Genomic DNA, 15,515 nt, shown 5'->3' with positions numbered 1-15,515 from the left:
ATTCGGCTCGGGCCGGGGGCCTTGACGCGGCTCGGGCCCATCCCGGGGTCACTCGGATCGATTCCGGGGAATTATAACCCATACCGTCACTTAAGATAGTGACGGGCCCATGAAACGCAAGGCGGGGCCGCCCCCGAAAAGGCCTTTCCTTGTAGGGATTTTCCCCAGGTCGATCTCAGGTGGAGCCGGCCCGCGACTGGGGACATCCTGCGTCCGCGCCGGGCGATCAGCCCCCCTTGACCAGCTTGAGCGGGGCCTTGGCCAGGATGAACGTCTTCTCGCCGCCCACGGTGAAGGCGATCCGCCCCTTGCGGTTCGGGCCCGCGCCGTCGACCGACACGATCCGGCCGATCCCGTATTGCGGATGCATGACCGACGAGCCCGGCCGGAACCCGGCCAGGGCGTCGTCGCTGGGGAGTGCCGGCGGCAACCGGGGCCCGGCCAGGTCGGCGGCGGTCATCAGCCGGAACTCGGAGCGCGGGGCCGAGGTCGCCCGGGGCGGGTCGAACCGCCGCCAGGTCGAGGACGATGGCGCGGCCATGTCGCCGCCGGTCCGGTCGCGGACGGTCATCGCGTCGTCGGGAAGCTCGGACAGGAAGCACGACGGGATGGTGGCCTGCCTCTGCCCCCGGAATTCCCTGATCCGGCAATGGCTGAGGTACAGCTCGCGCTCGGCGCGGGTGATGCCCACGAACAGGAGGCGGCGTTCCTCCTCCAGCTCCCCGTCGTCGTTGCTGGCCCGCGAATGCGGCAGGAGCCCCTGCTCCAGGCCGACGATGAAGGCGACCGGGAATTCCAGCCCCTTGGCCGCGTGCAGGGTCATCAGGGTCACGGAGCCGCCGTCGTCCTTCCAGCGGTCGACGGCCGACGACAGGCTGACGTTCTCCAGGAAGTCGACCACCGACCCGCCGGGGTTCTCGCGGTCGAACTCGCGGGCCGCCGAGATCAATTCGTCGAGGTTGGCCAGCCGGTCCTCGCCGGCGGTCCCCTCGGCCGCCAGGGCCGCGCGATAGCCGGTCAGGGTCAGGAGCTTGCGGATGACCTCCTCGGCGGCGTGGTCGCGCAGGGCCACCAGCTCGTCCATGAGCATCCCGAAGTCGCGCAAAGACCGGGCCGCCTTGTCCTTCAGGCCGGGCACGGCGGTCGCCTGCCGGGCCATCGCCAGCCAGGGGATGCCCAGGGTCTCGGCCCGGCCGGTGAGCTTCTCCAGGGTCGTCTTGCCGATCCCCCGGGGCGGGACGTTGACCACCCGGCTGAACGAGACATTGTCCTTGGGGTTGGCCATCAAGTTCAAATAGGCCAGGACATCCTTGATCTCCTGGCGCTCGTAGAACGACAGCCCGCCGACGACCTGGTAGGGGATCCGCGCCAGGCGGAACGCCTGCTCCAGCCCTCGGGTCAGGGCGGTCACGCGGCAGAACACGGCCACGTCGCGATAGGAGTATTCCCCCCCCTCGCGGACCAGCTCGACGATCTTGGAGGCGACGCCGTGGGCCTCCTCGGTCTCGGTCCCGTAGATGACCAGCTCGACCGGCTGGCCCTCGCCGTTCTCGGTGGTCAGGGCCTTGGGCTTGCGCTTGCGGTTGTGGCGGATCAGGGTGTCGGCCACGCGGAGGACGTTCTTGGTGCTCCGGTAGTTCCGCTCCAGCTTCACGACCTTGCAGCCGGGGTAGTCGTGTTCGAATTCGAGGATGTTGTTCAGGTTCGCCCCGCGCCAGCCGTAGATCGACTGGTCCGGGTCGCCGGTCACGCACAGGTTGGGCCGGTCGACCGACAGGCCCCGGACGATCGCGTACTGGGCGAGGTTGGTGTCCTGGTACTCGTCGACCAGCACGTAGCGGAATCGGGCGTCGAGGTCGGCGCGGACGTTGGGGTTGTTCTTGAGGATCGTGACGATGTGGACCAGCAGGTCGTCGAAGTCGACGGCCGAGGCCAGCCGGAGCTTCTCCTGGTACTTGGCATAGACCTTGGCGGCGACCGCCTGGACGTGGTCCCCGGCGCGGCTGGCCAGCATCTTGGGGTCGACCAGATCATTCTTGGCCCGGCTGATCGCGGCGTCGATCCGCTCGGGCGTGACCGCCGCGTCCTCCAGGTCCAGCCTTTCCATCGCGTCCTTGACGGCGCGGAGGCGGTCCCCCTGGTCGTAGATGGTGAACCCCCGGTCGATCCCGACCAAAGGCGCGTATTGCCGGAGCAGCCGGGCGCAGAGGCTGTGGAAGGTGCCGACGGTGACCGTGGACTTGGGGGCCAGGGCCTCGATGCGGGCCTTCATCTCGCCGGCGGCCTTGTTGGTGAACGTCAGCGCCAGGATGTTGCCGCCGGCGATCCCTTTCTGGAGCATGTGGGCCACCCGCCGCGTGATGACGCGGGTCTTGCCCGATCCGGCTCCGGCGAGCACCAGCAAAGGCCCGTCGATGTGGCTGACGGCCTCGCGCTGGGCGGGGGTGAGGTCGGCGAACAGGTCCATGAGGCGCTCCATCCCTGAAATCTTCCCGGCGTCCCGGTCGGCCTCCGAGTATAGCCCATGCCCGGTTTCCCGGCGAATGCCGGTTCGCCGCGGTTGGCGGGGGGGACGATCCCCCATTACACTGGGATGCTTCGCCCGCGCGGCCCCCGGAGGCCGGCCCGGGGCCCTTCTTGCTTGGACGGATCGCGCATGGACATCCTCGGGATCGGGAACGAAATCATCGAGTGCCCCCGGATCGGCCGGATGGTCGAGAACCACGGCGAGCTGTTCCTCCGGCGGGTGTACACCGACCGCGAGATCCGCTTCTGCCAGGCCCGCAAGCACGCCATCGAGCACTTCGCCGGCCGGTGGGCGGCCAAGGAGGCGGTGCTCAAGGCGCTGGGCACCGGCTGGACCCGGGGGGTGGGCTGGACCGAGATCGAGATCCGCTCGGGCGACGATGGCCAGCCCCGCGTCCACGTCTGCGGCGCCGCCAAGGAGGCCGCCATCCGCCGCAAGGTCGGCGACATCCTCGTGACCATCGCCCACTGCCGCACCTACGCCACGGCCTACGCCCTGGCCGTGGGCCTGCCCTCCCCCGCCCGCCAGGCCGAGCCGGGCTGACGTCGACCGTCAATCGTCCTCGTCGGCATCGTTCGCGGACTCTTCGAGTCGCGAGAGCACTCGATGTAGTTGGACCCGGAGTAATCCGACATCCTCGGCGGGGAGATTCTCCCGCTCCCGGAGCCGGCCCAATGCCTCGGCGGCCTCGCCAAGTTGCTCGCGGGTGACGGAGAACGATTGTCCTTCGAGGATCGACAGGGCGTGGCATTGAACCTCGTAATTGCCATTCAAAGCCAGGTCGAACAACTGGACGAATCGGCCCTCGCAATGGAAGGATTTCAGCGTGTAGACGAGCGAACCGCGATGGTTGCGGTTCTCGGGACGGGCGATCTGGAGGAAGAGGGAAGCGACGATCGTTTCCGCGAGATCTCGGACGAGGAAGCAGGCGTCGCCGCGACGTCTCGGATCGGGCGAATCCAGCGCGGTCAGGAGGCCGTCGATCGTATCCGATTCATCGCCCAAGGCACGGGTCATGGTCTCCGAGGGCTCGAACCACTCCTGGCCATGCTCGGCGATGATCCGCCGATTGCCATCCTCTTCGATCCCATCGACCCCGAGCCGGGCGCGATCCGCGAGGAATTCCTCGTAAAGCCCGGGCAGCGCCTCGATCGCCGCCATGTCGCTGCGGTAGGCGTGCAGGAGGATGCGCGACCAATGCCACCCGGGATGAGAGATGAGGAAACGTCGCTCGATCCATCTCATCCATCCATCGAGAGGCCCGACGGCGTGCCCGGCGTCCTTGAGGCTGTGGCCATACCCGTCCAGATAATGACTCACGGCGCGGATCGAAGCCCGGCCGACGTACATGCCCGGCTGCTTCGCGATCGATCGGAGCATGTCGGCGAAATCGGCCATGAACTCGGCCTCGCGATGTCCAGACGCCGCGGTCGATGGAGTCTCGGGTGGATGATATCCAGACTCAGGGGCCGGACGCCATCTCCTGGATGGTCGCCTCCAGCCGGGGGAAGTCGACCGGCTTGGTCAGGTGGGCCAGGAAGCCTGCCTCCTGGCTCTTGCGGAGGTCCTCGTCCTGGCCGAGCCCGCTCATGGCGATGCCCCGGATGGCGCGGCCGTCGCGGAGTTGCCGCATCAGGTCCCAGCCGGTGCCGTCGGGCAGTCCGAGGTCGCTGACCACCAGGTCGAAGTGCCCGGACAGGCCCGCTTCCAGGGCCGAGGCCACGGAATCGGCCGTCGTCACCGCGTGTTCCTTCTGGCGGAGCAGCCGGCTCAGGACCCGCAGCGACGCGGGGTCGTCCTCCACCAGCAGGATCCGCAGCGGCCGCCGGGGCCGGGGGGCCGGCTCGGCGGGCGGGCATCCGGCATCGGGGCCCGGGTCGATGGTCGCCATCTCGAGCGTGAAGGCCGAGCCCCTCCCGCGACCGTCGCTGGACGCCGAGAGCTGGGCGCCGTGGGCCTCCGCGATCGCGCGGCTGATCGCCAGGCCGAGGCCGAGGCCGCCGGTCTTCCGCTCGCCCTTGTTCTCCTGCTCGAACGGGTCGAAAATCTTCCCCAGCGCCCTGGGGTCGATTCCGATGCCGGTGTCGGCCACCTCCAGCGCGAGCCGCCCCGGGGGCCGCTCGCGGGTGCGGATCGTCACGAGGCCCCCGGCGGGCGTGAACTTGATCGCGTTCCGGATCAGGTTCCAGATCACCTGCTGCAACCGCCCCCGGTCGGCCTCGACGTGCGGCCGGGGCGCCCCCAGGTCGAGTTCCAGCCGCAGGCCCCCGCCGCCCAGCTCGGCCCGGCAGAGGTCCAGGGTCTGCCGGATCAGGGCGTGGACGTCGACGCATCCCGGGCTCAGGAGCAGCTTGCCGTGGATCGCGCGGGAGACGTCGAGCAGGTCGTCGATGAGTCGGGTCTCCATCTCGACGCCGATGCGGATGAGATCCAGGGCCGCGCGGATCTCTCCCTCCGGCCAGGGCCCGGGCTCGTCCAGCAGGGCGGTGACGCTCGCCAGGACCGGGGTCAGCGGCGTGCGCAATTCGTGGGACAGGGAGGCCAGGAAGCGATCCCGATCCCGACTGGCCGCCTCGGCCCGGCCGCGGGCCCGGTGGAGCGACCCGACGAGCAGGCTGATCGCCGAGCCGGTGGCGAAGAACACGAGGTGCCGCACGACCTGCTCGGCCGCCAGCTCCCCGGGGAAGGCGATCAGGGCGATCAGCCCGGTGGTCAGCAGGCCGGGACCCGCCCCGCCCCGCCACGAGACCAGGACGATGGCCAGGACGATGATCAGGACCGGGGTGTTGGGCGTCTGGCCGAAGATCCGGGTCGCCAGCAGCACGACGACCGCGGGCACGGCCATCACGGCCGCCGCGTAGTTCAGGACTACCTGGCGTCTCGATCCGGCCATGGGAGCACGACCCCCCGATCAGGAATTTGCACGATCGGCGGGCACCCGCCCGATCGGCCCGATGCCTCGGGCGACCCGCGCGTGGGGCGGCCCGGCGGCGGCCCCGCCGGGGACGACCCTGGCGACCGATCTTCTTCGATGGGTGGTCGCCTCGTCACGTTAATTATGCGGTGGTGTATTATATCACGCGGCGTGGACCCTCGACGCCCCGGCGGGGGCGGCATCGGGCCGGGGCGGGCCGGGCCCCGCCGGCCGCTCACTTTCGCGGATCGTCGCTCAGGGCAGGAAGTCGGCGCGGAATGCTTTGATCCATTCGAGGACCGGCTTGGGGGTCTGATCGGGGCGGATCAGGCCGGCGTGGGGATAGAGGTGGGGGGCGCCGTCGTAGGCCTGCCGCCAGGTGACCGAGCGGACGAACGGCTTGGCGACCGCCAGGGAGATCCAGCGGGCGGCGACCGAGGCCTGCATCGCCTCGTCGGGCGGCGAGGGCCACTGGTCCTTCTCGACGGCCACGTTGGCCTCGGCCTTGGGGTCCGGCGCGGAGGACGACGGGAAGGCGAACGAGAGGTGGAGCGGGTAGTTCAGCAAAGCGTACAGGTCGAGCATCCGCGAGAAGTCGAGCAGCTCGCGATAGTGGCTGCCGGGGGCGGAGTATCCCGGTGCGACCTCCAGGACGAGCCCGGCCATGCCCAGCTCGGCGCGGGCGAGGTAGTCGGCCAGGTGGAGCGGGCCGAGCTGGAACGAGCTGGAGCCCATCCACTCCGACCACGGCCGGTCGAAGCCGACCAGGAACTGCGCCGCGGGGTCGGCCTGGCGGGCGACCTGGAGCAGCCGGGCGGTGAGGCGGATCTGGTCCTCCTCGGTCATGCCCAGGATGTCGGTGGTGCCGGGGCGGTTGACCAGGTGCCAGGTGGTAATCTTCCCCTTGAAGCGGGCCACCGTCTGGCGGACGACGTCGATGGCCATGCCCAGGATGGCGTCGAAGTCCCCCTGCCAGAGCCAGATCCAGTCGGGCATGGCACCCGGCCGGAGGTCGATCAGGGGGCCGGCGTGGAGGGCCATCTTCTGGCGGGTCGCCCAGACGACCTGGGCGTCCATGTCCTCGAACCGGAACCGCCCCTCGTGGGGGGCCAGCGCCTTCCACGGGCAGTGGAGCTGGGCCACGCCGAAGGTCGCCCCCATCTTCGACGCCCAGGGGGCCGCCGCCGGGTCGCCGTCGAGGCCGAGGGCGAGCAGGGTCGGGAGCTTGCCCGCCGCCAGGCGGATCTGGAGCACCTGGTCGACGTAGGCGGCCACCAGGGCGTCGCCGGCCGCGGAGGCCCGGGACAGGCACTCCTGGGCGGCCGCGAAGGCGACGTCGGGCCGGTCCCGCGAGGTCGCCGCCCGGGTGAACGACTCCATGGACGCGGCCACCAGCCGTTCCAGGTCGGGGCCGACCTTCAGGCCCATCTGCCGCCAGTCGGAGAGCTGGTTGCGGACGTCGTTGAGCCGCCCCCGGGCCAGTTCCACGGCCAGGTTGTAGGGCTCGTTGCGATCCCCCAGCGTGGCCGTGCCGATCAGGGGGACGCCCGAGCCGGGGACCGGCCAGGGGACGTAGAGCCGGCCGCTCTCGGTCGTCCCCTTCTGGACGGTCAGCACGTCCTTGCGGATGTCGACGCCGACGCGGCTGGGGGTGCGGTCCAGCCCGGTGACGTAGGCCCGCCGGAGGTCGGCCTGGCGGGGCTCCGGCAACGAGGGACCGAGGCGGAATCGGAAGCTACCCATGGGTGGGACCTCGCCCCGTCTGGCATGTCGTGGAACGATGGGGACAGGCAGGTCGGAGCCCGCTCACGAAGGGTCGCGCCAGGCGTCGGGGTTGACCAGATTGGCCGGCCTCCGCCCTCGAAGGGCGGCGACCAGGTTCTCCGCGGCCATCCGGGACATCGCCGCCCGGGTGGCGTGGGTGGCGCTGCCGACGTGCGGGAGCAGCACCGTGTTCGGGCAATCGGCGAGCCCCTCGGCCATCGCCGGCTCGCGCTCGTACACGTCGAGCCCGGCCCCGGCGATCCGCCCGGCCCGCAGCGCCCCGACCAGCGCCGCCTCGTCGACGACCGGCCCGCGCGACGTATTGATGAGATAGGCGGTCGGCTTCATCAGGGCAAGGGCACGGGCGTCGATCAGGTGGGTGGTCTCGGCCGACAGCGGCGTGTGGATGCTGACGAAGTCGCTGTCGCGCAGCAGGTCGTCCAGGCCCACCCGGCGGGCCCCCAGGGCGTCGAAGTCCGGGCTGGGCCGCCGCCCGTGGTAGAGCAGCGTCATGTTGAAGCCGACGGCCCGCCGGGCGACCGCCAGGGCGATCCGCCCCGGGCCGATCAGCCCGAGGGTCCGGCCCGACACGTCGCCGCCGAGCATGTACATCGGCCCCATGCCGGGGAACCGGCCGGCCCGCATCGTGGCGTCCCCCTCGATGACCCGCCGGGCCACGCCCAGGATCAGGGCCCAGGCGAGGTCGGCGGTCGCGTCGGTCAGCACGCCCGGGGTGTTGGTCACCAGGATGCCGCGGCGGGTGGCCTCGGCGATGTCGATGTTGTTGAATCCGACCGCCATGTTGGCGAAGATCCGGCACCCCTCGGCGGCGTCGAACACGGCGGAGTCGACCCGATCGTTGAGCTGGCAGAGCACCGCATCCCGGCCGCGGACCTTCTCCCGGAACTCGTCGGCGGTGAGCGGACGATCCTCGCGGTTGGCCTCGACGTGGTCGGCGACGCCGGCGACCAGGGTCGGGCCGGGCTCGGGGATCGGGCGAGTGATGAGGACGCGTCCCGGCAACGGAGGGGACCTCTTCGAGATAGGATTTTGGCGTCGCCAGGGACGCAATTTCAAGACAGCATACCGGCGACTCAAACCCGTCGCCAGAGACGATCTCGGCGGATTCGCCCGGCCCGTCCGCGGCACGGGGAATGCGTCCGATTCCTCGCATCCGAATCCGCCCCGACACGCGGGCCGTGGGGCGACCACGAGCCAGATGGAGGACACCCCATGAAGCGACGTCATCAGATCATGTTGGGGCTTGCCGGCGCCGCCGGCCTGGCCCTGGGGGCCCGGGCCCTGCTCCGCCGCAGCCGCCGGATCGAGCTGGGCGGACGCGTCATCATCGTGACCGGGGCCAGCAGCGGCCTCGGCCTCCTGATCGCCCGCCACGCCGCCGAGCAGGGGGCGAAGCTCGTCCTGACCGCCCGCAGCGAGGACGACCTGGCCGCCGCCGCCGAGGAATTGCGCCCCCTCGGGGCCGAAGTCCTCGCCGTGCCCACCGACCTGACCGACGAGGCCCAGGTCCAGGTTCTGGTCGCCCGCACCCTGGAGCGGTTCGGACGGGTGGACATCCTGGTCAACAACGTCGGCACGATCCGGGTCGGCCCGGCCCAGGCGATGACCGTGGAAGACTTCCAGCAGGTCATGGACACCAACTTCTGGGGCCAGCTCTACCCGACCCTGGCCGTCCTGCCGGCGATGCGGGCCCAGGGCTTCGGCCGGATCGCCAACGTGGTGTCGGTGGGGGGCAAGGTCGCCGTGCCGCACCTGCTCCCCTACACCGCCAGCAAGTTCGCCCTAGCCGGCCTGACCGAGGGGCTCCGCGCCGAGCTGGCCCGCGACGGGATCCTGGTCACCGGGATCTATCCCGGCACGATCCGTACCGGCGGGCACGCCCACGCCTGGTTCAAGGGGAATCGCGATGCCGAATACACCTGGTTCGCCCTGTCCGATACCGTGCCCGGGGTCTCGACCTCGGCGGATTACGCGGCCCGATCGCTCTGGAAGGCGGTCCAGGACGGTGATCCCGAGGTCATCGTCGGCTGGAACGCCCGGCTGGCGATCCTGGCCCACGACTTCTTCCCCGAGTGGAATGCCGAGGCGATGAGCCTGATCAACCTGGCCCTGCCCCGGGGCGAGGTCTCCGACGGCCCCGCCGTCCAAGGCCAGGACCTCGGCGGCACGGTCCCCGAGGCCCTGACCGGGATCATCCCCCCCGGCACCCGCCCGAGTATGGCCTGACGAACGCCGCCGCCCCGCCATCCCCCCGGGGGCGGCGGGGTGGTATCCTCGGGTCGGACTGGGCCGAGATCATCGGCCCAGCGACCCAGGAGCAGGTGCCATGCACGCAACCGGACCATTCGAGGTGGACCTGACCCCTCAGCCCCAGGCCGAAGGGGTGGGCGACCCGAGCGTGGCCCGGATGGCGATCCGCAAACGATTCCACGGCGACCTGGACGGGACCAGCCGGGGCGAGATGCTGGCCACCCGCACCGACGTCGAGGGTTCGGCCGGATATGTCGCCCTGGAACGCGTCACAGCGACCCTGCACGGCCGCAGCGGGAGCTTCTCGCTCCAGCACTCGGGGCTGATGGATCGCGGGGCCAAGTCCCTGACGATCACGGTGTTGCCCGACTCCGCCACCGGCGAGCTGGCCGGGCTGGCCGGGACGATGGACATCGTCTTCGAGGGCGGGGGCCACACCTACGTGTTCGACTACACCCTGCCGGGGTGAGGCCCATCAAACGACGTGAGGGTGGACGATCAAGTCCACCCTCCATCGGTCTCACCGGGTCGTCCGCAGGCCTGGCTCAGACCTGGAACGAGCTGCCGCAGCCGCAGCTCTTGGTGACGTTGGGGTTGTTGAAGACGAACCCGCGCTTCTCCAGGCCGTCGTAGAAGTCGACCACGGTGCCGTCGAGGTACGGGTCGAACTTCTTGTCCACGGCGAGCTTCACGCCGAAGAACTCGTGGATGCGGTCGCGCTCGCTGGTCGCGGTGTCGAAGTTGAGGCTATAAGCGAAGCCGGAGCAGCCGCCGCCCTGGACGCCCACCCGCAAGACGGTGTCCTCGGGGAGGCTCTGCTCGGTGATGATCTTCTTGACCTCGTTGGCCGCCGTCTCGCTCAGGGAAACGCCCATGATTTCGCTCCTCGCCCGGAGTGGTCGTGTCGGATTTCGTCTGCCGGTCCAGTCACAGAGTATCATAGGACCGAGTCAAATCCCAGACGGGTGATCGGCTCGCCCAAGGCGGCATCGACCCCGGCATGAAAGCGACCCCCGGATCGGCCGTGGGGCCAGTCCGAGGGTCGCGTGGGTCACTCATCCGCGAGGCGATCCGGCCCGTCGGGGCCGGTCGAGCGGTCGCTTAGCGAGGGGCGGGGGCCGTCGTGGCGGCGGGGGCGTTCGGGTTGAACGTCGGGACCGGGGCGACTTGGGCGGGCTTCTGGCCGCTCTGGATCAGGTTGCGGGCCGAGTTCGGAGCCTCGGGCAGGATCGACCGCTGGATCTGCTGGCCGATGATCTTCTGGGCCGACTGGAGCTCCTGCGGCGAGAGCTGGCCGTCGCCGTTGGCGTCCAGGACGGCGAAGACGGCGTTGGCCGGGTCGATGATCGCCTTATCGAACTCCTGGCGGCTGAGCTGGCCGTTGTTGTCGGCGTCGGCGGCCTGGAACGAGGCCTGGCCGGCGGCCTTGACGGCGCCCGCGATGGCGGCGTTGACCTCGACCGGGCTCATCTGGCCGTCGCGATTGGTGTCGGCGGCGGCGAACAGGCCCTGGACGGCGGTCTGGACGGCCTGGCGGACCTCGGTGGCCTGGAGCTGGCCGTCACCGTTGGCGTCCACCACCGACATGAAAGCGGCGGCCGGGTTCGGGCTGCCGCCGGCGGGCGGCGGGGTGGCCGACTTGACGCGGGAGATCAGGAACCGGGCCATCGGCTTGGCGGCCAGGACCTTGTCGCGGGCCTGCTGGGCCTCTTCCTTGGACAGGGTGCCGTTGCCGTCGAGGTCGGCCGTGAAGAAGAACCCGCCCACCGCAACATTGGCGGCATCGATGGCCTCTTGCTGCGAGATCTGGCCGTCGTTGTTCGCGTCGATCGACTTGAACAGCATCCTGCCCGAGTCCTGCAGGTCCTGGAGGCTGTCGATCGGGCCCGGGACGTCCACGGCAGCTTCCTGGGCGGAGGCGGTGCCCATCAAGGTCACCAAACCGAGCCCAGCGGCCTTCAACCCACGAGTCCAGTGTTGCGTCTGCATTGCAGTCTCCAATGAATCAAATCTTCTTCAAGCGGATATGTCGGCGAGGACGGGCTCACGCGGCCACTCCCGCTCCATCGGCCCGCCGACTTCGATGGGGTCATAACGCAACATGGATGCCAGGGCCGAGAGATCTGGTTTTTTAGGCGATTTCGACGGATTTACTTGCCTGGACTGCCTGGGTTGTCCAGTCGGCATGAGATTCGAGATGATTTCGACAAAACAGATTCAAGTTCGCGCAGAGCATGGGTGAACCGCCGAGCAATTGGCTTCCGCGCCGGCAAATCGGCCCGCAAATCGGCATCAACGGAACATCTGTCCCCGGCCTACCGCCTCGAAGGCGTGGGCCAGGTGCTCGATCGAGGAGGGGTGGCGGCCCTCGGGCCAGACGATGGCCACGACGTCGAAGCGGCAGGGCGTCTCGAGCAGGCCGTGGCGCCGGAGGAAGTGGAGCGCGGCGAGGGTGATCCGCCGCTGCTTCTCCGGGGTCACGGCCTCGGCCGGCTCGCCGGCCCGCCGCGACTTGACCTCGACGAAGACCAGGGTGTCGCCGTCGCGGGCGATCAGGTCGATCTCCCCCTGGGCGGTCCGGTAGCCGCGCTTGAGGATGCGGAGGCCGCGTTTCCGCAGGAAGCGGGCGGCCTCGCGCTCGCCGCGGTCGCCGAACCAGAGGTTCCAGAGCCTGCGGCCCGGCGGCCGGGGGGGAGGGTTCATCGGCCCGGGGCTCAGTTCACGCCCAGGGAGCGTTCGATGTCCGCCCCTTCGGAGCTCATCGCGCCCCGGAGCCGGGTGCTCTTGAAGAATCCGCCGCCCCCGCCACCGCCCATCGAGCCGCCGCCCGAGTCTTCGCGGGTGACCGCGGGCGCCGACCAGGCCGTGGGGTCTTCGGGGGGCTTGGCCGGGCCGGCCTGCTTGCTCGGGGTACTGCACCCGGCGGAGACCGCCAGGACGCCCAGGCATGACCGGAAAATGGCTCGCTTCATGATCCGCCACCTCGTGAACAAGGAATCGGCCAGTCGAGAACCGGGGCGGACATCGTTGCGAGGCAGGCGGCGTAGACCCCTTCCCATTTCGAGGAAATCGGGCGGATCATGCCAGATTTCCCCCGGACGGTCCAGATCGATCGCGGCCCGGCCGATCGGCGCAACCGGCACCGCCCTCGGGGCTGGCCGGGAGAGCCAGGGCTTCGCCGACATTTGCTGCACATCCGAGGGGGGCGGGGCGATCTTAGGGGGGTGCCGACGGGCCGGCGACCACGCGAGCCCGCCCCGCCGGACAGCCATACCGATTTTCCGGGTCCCCCGACGAGGGAGCGTCATGACATTCCATCTGATCCGATCGACGATCGTCGCCGGGCTGATCCTGGCCTCGGCGAGCTGGACCGCCCCCGCCCGGGGCGAGGGCCATCATGCGACCGCCCTGGAGCGATACGGGCTGGGCGGCCGCATCCAGGCGATCGGCGTCCATCACGGGTTCCACATCGAGACCGTGGCGGCCGGTTCGCCCGCCGACGAGGACCAACTCCGGGCCCATGATGTGATCGTCATGGTGGACGGCGACGTGATCCGCAGCCTCGACCATCTCCGGGCCGTGCTCGCGGAGGCCTACATGGGCGACGGCGACGTCACGCTGACCTACACGCGGGGGACGTCGCTCACGCATCGCGTCCTCAAGCCCCACCTCAAGCCGAGCGTCACGCCCGTCGCCCGACGCGCCCGCCCCGACGGCGAACGCGACGAGCCGAGCCGGGATGCCGATCGAGTCGGCTCTCGCCGCGACGCCGATCGGGCCAACCCGCGCTGAATGGCCCGCCGCGAACGCCGTCACGCCGCCGATCGGCCCTCGCCCAGGATGGCGGGCGGGCCGATCGGCCTCCGTTTCCACGCCTTCTCGATCGGTCATGGAGGGGGAGCGCCTCGGGCCGAGCCCATGCGATGCATCATCTTCCTGGACTCGGATGGAGGTGGTCTGTGAGCGAGCAAGTGCCGGTCGATCGGGTGGCCGTCCCCAGGCCCCGGGCGAAGAAGCCTCTGCTGATCCGTCCCCGATGGGCGGTCGGAGGGCTCGCCTTCGGCCTGGTCGCCGGGGCCTGGATCGGCGGGGGCCCGGATCGTTATGGCGAACCCGAGGGGGTCGCGGGCGGCCTCCGGGGCGCCGGCCGGACCCTGTCCCGCGGCTTCGATTACCTGTCGGCGACGATCCAGGACTGCGTGGCGTCGGAGCCCTCCTCGGTCCGACGGATCGGGCTGGGCCAGCAGATCCAGACCCGCCTGTGGCAGGACAAGCGGCTGGCCGCCGAGGGGATCATCGTCGAGGTCGAGGCCGACGGCACCGCCGTCCTCAAGGGGATCGTGCCCGACGACGATCACAAGGACCAGGCGGTCGTCCTCGCCCGCGAGACCCGGGGCGTGGAGAAGGTCGTCGACGAGCTGGCCGTCCGCCCGTCCGCCCGCACCATCGACGCGGTCTCCGCTGCGGCCGTGCCCACCGGCGTCGTCACCGACTCCAGCGTCATCCGCTGATCGGGCCGGCACCAACGCTCCCTTCCCGGGGCCATCCCGCCGAAAGGCGACGAATCCCCTGGGAGCGGGGCCGCCGATGGGATAGGCTGGGGGCATCGAAGCCCGGGTCCGGGCGGGATGGGAGCCATCGCATGAATGGTGGGACCGGGTCGGGATCGCGCCGGGAATTCCTGAGGGCTGGGCTGGCGGGCATGGGCTCCCTGTCCCTGCCGGGGCTGCTCCAATTGAGGGCGCAGGCCGCCCCGGCGGCCGAGCGGAAGGCGGTGATCCTGGTCTGGCTCCGGGGCGGCTGCAGCCACCTGGATACCTACGACCCCAAGCCGGACGCGCCGTCGGAGTTCCGGGGGCCGTTCGGCACCCTGGACACGCGGACCGCCGGGCTTCGCATGTCCGAACTGCTGCCGCTCCAGGCGGCGATCTCCGACAAGTTCTCGGTCCTCCGATCGATGGCGCACACCGGCGGGGGCCACCCGGCCGGCTCGCTGCAACTGCTCTCGGGCGACCCCGACCCGGTCGACAAGGCCGGGCCGGCGTTCCCCGACGTGATGTCGGTGGCCAACTACCTCGGACCTCGCGGCGACGGGGCCCTGCCCCGCTTCGTCGGGGTCAACCCGATCCACGGCTATGACGGGTTCCGCATCGCCGGCCCGGCGTTCCTGGGATCGTCGTTCGAGCCGTTCGCGGTGACGGGCGACCCGTCGGCCCCGAACTTCCGCGTCAACCTGGGCGACGCCGGGTCGGGGGATCGCCTCCTGAGGCGGTCCCGGCTGCGGCAATCCCTGGACGAGGTGCGCCGGACGCTCGACCGCTCCGAGATCGAGCGATCGATGGACGGCTTCCAGGCCCGGGCCCTGGAGCTGATGACCAGCCCGGAGGCGGCCGTGGCCTTCGACCTCGCCCGCGAAGACCCTGCGCTCCGCGACCGCTACGGCCGCCACGCCTGGGGGCAGCAATGCCTGATGGCCCGCCGTCTGGTCGAGTCGGGGGTCGACCTGGTGACCACGACCTTCGACGGCCCGCTCTGCGGACGGGTGGCGAACTGGGACGACCACGCCGTCAACCACCACGTCTTCGACGCCCTGAAGCATCGCGCCCCCTACTTCGACCAGGCGGTCTCCGCGCTGATCCAGGACATCCACGACCGGGGCCTCCAGCGGCGGGTGCTGGTCGTCGTCACGGGCGAGTTCGGACGCACCCCCCGCATCTCCTACGTCGCCAGCAGCGGGGGCGGCGTGGCCAGCGCACCGGCGGGCACGACCCAGCCCGGCCGGGACCACTGGAACCGGGCCAACTCGATGATCTGGTCGGGCGGCGGGATCGCCGGCGGGCAGGTCATCGGCGCGACCGATCGCCGGGGCGAGGACGTGGTCGACCGCCGAGTCGGACCCCACGACTTCATGGCGACCATCTACCACCACCTCGGGATCAACTACCAGGAGGTGACGATCCCCGACCGCCTGGGGCGGCCGATCCCGATCGTGGCCAACGGTCGGGCCATCCCCGAATTGACCGCCACCTCGTAAGGCCC

15 protein-coding genes are annotated in these 15,515 nt (G+C 70.5%); 6 read left to right on the top strand and 9 right to left on the bottom strand.

Going from position 1 to position 15,515, the window contains the following annotated elements:
* Window positions 1–226 precede the first annotated feature (226 nt).
* Window positions 227–2,479 (bottom strand): ATP-dependent helicase, encoded by a 2,253-nt coding sequence (locus TA3x_RS18775; protein ID WP_435016193.1) that lies wholly within the window; start codon window positions 2,477–2,479, stop codon window positions 227–229.
* Between the two features lie 177 nt (window positions 2,480–2,656).
* Between TA3x_RS18775 and acpS the strand changes: the two genes are divergently transcribed.
* A complete protein-coding gene (acpS, locus tag TA3x_RS18770; protein ID WP_435016192.1) occupies window positions 2,657–3,070 on the top strand; it encodes a holo-ACP synthase in 414 nt (137 codons plus the stop codon).
* 9 nt (window positions 3,071–3,079) lie between these two features.
* Here acpS and TA3x_RS18765 read toward each other — a convergent pair whose 3' ends face one another.
* The 4 genes from TA3x_RS18765 to TA3x_RS18750 all read right to left on the bottom strand — a co-directional run bounded on the left by TA3x_RS18765 (window position 3,080) and on the right by TA3x_RS18750 (window position 8,228).
* Window positions 3,080–3,925, bottom strand: a complete 846-nt coding sequence (locus TA3x_RS18765) for a hypothetical protein (protein ID WP_435016191.1) — start codon at window positions 3,923–3,925, stop codon at window positions 3,080–3,082.
* A 64-nt stretch (window positions 3,926–3,989) separates the two neighbouring features.
* Window positions 3,990–5,420, bottom strand: a complete 1,431-nt coding sequence (locus tag TA3x_RS18760; RefSeq protein WP_435016190.1) for an ATP-binding protein — start codon at window positions 5,418–5,420, stop codon at window positions 3,990–3,992.
* Window positions 5,421–5,696: 276 nt separating this feature from the next.
* Complete coding sequence (locus TA3x_RS18755) at window positions 5,697–7,184, bottom strand: endo-1,4-beta-xylanase (RefSeq protein WP_435016189.1); 1,488 nt, start codon at window positions 7,182–7,184, stop codon at window positions 5,697–5,699.
* Between the two features lie 63 nt (window positions 7,185–7,247).
* Window positions 7,248–8,228, bottom strand: coding sequence for a 2-hydroxyacid dehydrogenase (locus tag TA3x_RS18750; protein ID WP_435016188.1), 981 nt, complete (start codon window positions 8,226–8,228; stop codon window positions 7,248–7,250).
* Window positions 8,229–8,438: 210 nt separating this feature from the next.
* Between TA3x_RS18750 and TA3x_RS18745 the strand changes: the two genes are divergently transcribed.
* Together TA3x_RS18745 and TA3x_RS18740 are read left to right on the top strand one after the other, a co-directional pair.
* The gene (locus tag TA3x_RS18745) at window positions 8,439–9,452 is read left to right on the top strand and encodes an SDR family NAD(P)-dependent oxidoreductase (RefSeq protein WP_435016187.1); all 1,014 of its coding nucleotides are present in this window, start codon (window positions 8,439–8,441) and stop codon (window positions 9,450–9,452) included.
* A 100-nt stretch (window positions 9,453–9,552) separates the two neighbouring features.
* A complete protein-coding gene (locus tag TA3x_RS18740; protein WP_435016186.1) occupies window positions 9,553–9,945 on the top strand; it encodes a DUF3224 domain-containing protein in 393 nt (130 codons plus the stop codon).
* 76 nt (window positions 9,946–10,021) lie between these two features.
* Here TA3x_RS18740 and TA3x_RS18735 read toward each other — a convergent pair whose 3' ends face one another.
* From TA3x_RS18735 to TA3x_RS18720, 4 genes are all read right to left on the bottom strand, one after another.
* Complete coding sequence (locus TA3x_RS18735; protein WP_435016185.1) at window positions 10,022–10,351, bottom strand: HesB/IscA family protein; 330 nt, start codon at window positions 10,349–10,351, stop codon at window positions 10,022–10,024.
* Window positions 10,352–10,577: 226 nt separating this feature from the next.
* Window positions 10,578–11,465, bottom strand: a complete 888-nt coding sequence (locus TA3x_RS18730) for an EF-hand domain-containing protein (protein ID WP_435016184.1) — start codon at window positions 11,463–11,465, stop codon at window positions 10,578–10,580.
* 303 nt (window positions 11,466–11,768) lie between these two features.
* Complete coding sequence (locus tag TA3x_RS18725; RefSeq protein ID WP_435016183.1) at window positions 11,769–12,179, bottom strand: YraN family protein; 411 nt, start codon at window positions 12,177–12,179, stop codon at window positions 11,769–11,771.
* A gap of 11 nt (window positions 12,180–12,190) precedes the next feature.
* Window positions 12,191–12,448, bottom strand: coding sequence for a hypothetical protein (locus tag TA3x_RS18720; protein WP_435016182.1), 258 nt, complete (start codon window positions 12,446–12,448; stop codon window positions 12,191–12,193).
* Between the two features lie 334 nt (window positions 12,449–12,782).
* Here TA3x_RS18720 and TA3x_RS18715 point away from each other — a divergent pair, with 334 nt between their 5' ends.
* From TA3x_RS18715 to TA3x_RS18705, 3 genes are all read left to right on the top strand, one after another.
* Window positions 12,783–13,268: a PDZ domain-containing protein gene (locus TA3x_RS18715; protein WP_435016181.1), complete on the top strand. Its 486-nt coding sequence runs from the start codon at window positions 12,783–12,785 to the stop codon at window positions 13,266–13,268.
* A 167-nt stretch (window positions 13,269–13,435) separates the two neighbouring features.
* A complete protein-coding gene (locus tag TA3x_RS18710; RefSeq protein WP_435016180.1) occupies window positions 13,436–13,987 on the top strand; it encodes a BON domain-containing protein in 552 nt (183 codons plus the stop codon).
* Window positions 13,988–14,118: 131 nt separating this feature from the next.
* On the top strand, window positions 14,119–15,510 hold the full coding sequence (locus TA3x_RS18705; RefSeq protein WP_435016179.1) for a DUF1501 domain-containing protein: 1,392 nt from the start codon (window positions 14,119–14,121) through the stop codon (window positions 15,508–15,510).
* The last annotated feature ends 5 nt before the right edge of the window (window positions 15,511–15,515 follow it).

Origin of the sequence: Tundrisphaera macrotermitis (genome assembly GCF_051175315.1) — a bacterium.
Lineage (GTDB): Bacteria > Planctomycetota > Planctomycetia > Isosphaerales > Isosphaeraceae > Tundrisphaera.
The sequence above is the reverse complement of the archived record's forward strand: the minus strand, read 5'-3'. Positions and strand labels throughout refer to the sequence as shown.

What these genes read in the sequence shown, in the direction of transcription:
- TA3x_RS18775 (WP_435016193.1), bottom strand. Translation starts at nt 2,479, where the DNA reads ATGGAGCGCCTCATGGACCTGTTCGCCGACCTCACCCCCGCCCAGCGC.
- acpS (WP_435016192.1), top strand. Translation starts at nt 2,657, where the DNA reads ATGGACATCCTCGGGATCGGGAACGAAATCATCGAGTGCCCCCGGATC.
- TA3x_RS18765 (WP_435016191.1), bottom strand. Translation starts at nt 3,925, where the DNA reads ATGGCCGATTTCGCCGACATGCTCCGATCGATCGCGAAGCAGCCGGGC.
- TA3x_RS18760 (WP_435016190.1), bottom strand. Translation starts at nt 5,420, where the DNA reads ATGGCCGGATCGAGACGCCAGGTAGTCCTGAACTACGCGGCGGCCGTG.
- TA3x_RS18755 (WP_435016189.1), bottom strand. Translation starts at nt 7,184, where the DNA reads ATGGGTAGCTTCCGATTCCGCCTCGGTCCCTCGTTGCCGGAGCCCCGC.
- TA3x_RS18745 (WP_435016187.1), top strand. Translation starts at nt 8,439, where the DNA reads ATGAAGCGACGTCATCAGATCATGTTGGGGCTTGCCGGCGCCGCCGGC.
- TA3x_RS18740 (WP_435016186.1), top strand. Translation starts at nt 9,553, where the DNA reads ATGCACGCAACCGGACCATTCGAGGTGGACCTGACCCCTCAGCCCCAG.
- TA3x_RS18735 (WP_435016185.1), bottom strand. Translation starts at nt 10,351, where the DNA reads ATGGGCGTTTCCCTGAGCGAGACGGCGGCCAACGAGGTCAAGAAGATC.
- TA3x_RS18730 (WP_435016184.1), bottom strand. Translation starts at nt 11,465, where the DNA reads ATGCAGACGCAACACTGGACTCGTGGGTTGAAGGCCGCTGGGCTCGGT.
- TA3x_RS18725 (WP_435016183.1), bottom strand. Translation starts at nt 12,179, where the DNA reads ATGAACCCTCCCCCCCGGCCGCCGGGCCGCAGGCTCTGGAACCTCTGG.
- TA3x_RS18720 (WP_435016182.1), bottom strand. Translation starts at nt 12,448, where the DNA reads ATGAAGCGAGCCATTTTCCGGTCATGCCTGGGCGTCCTGGCGGTCTCC.
- TA3x_RS18715 (WP_435016181.1), top strand. Translation starts at nt 12,783, where the DNA reads ATGACATTCCATCTGATCCGATCGACGATCGTCGCCGGGCTGATCCTG.
- TA3x_RS18705 (WP_435016179.1), top strand. Translation starts at nt 14,119, where the DNA reads ATGAATGGTGGGACCGGGTCGGGATCGCGCCGGGAATTCCTGAGGGCT.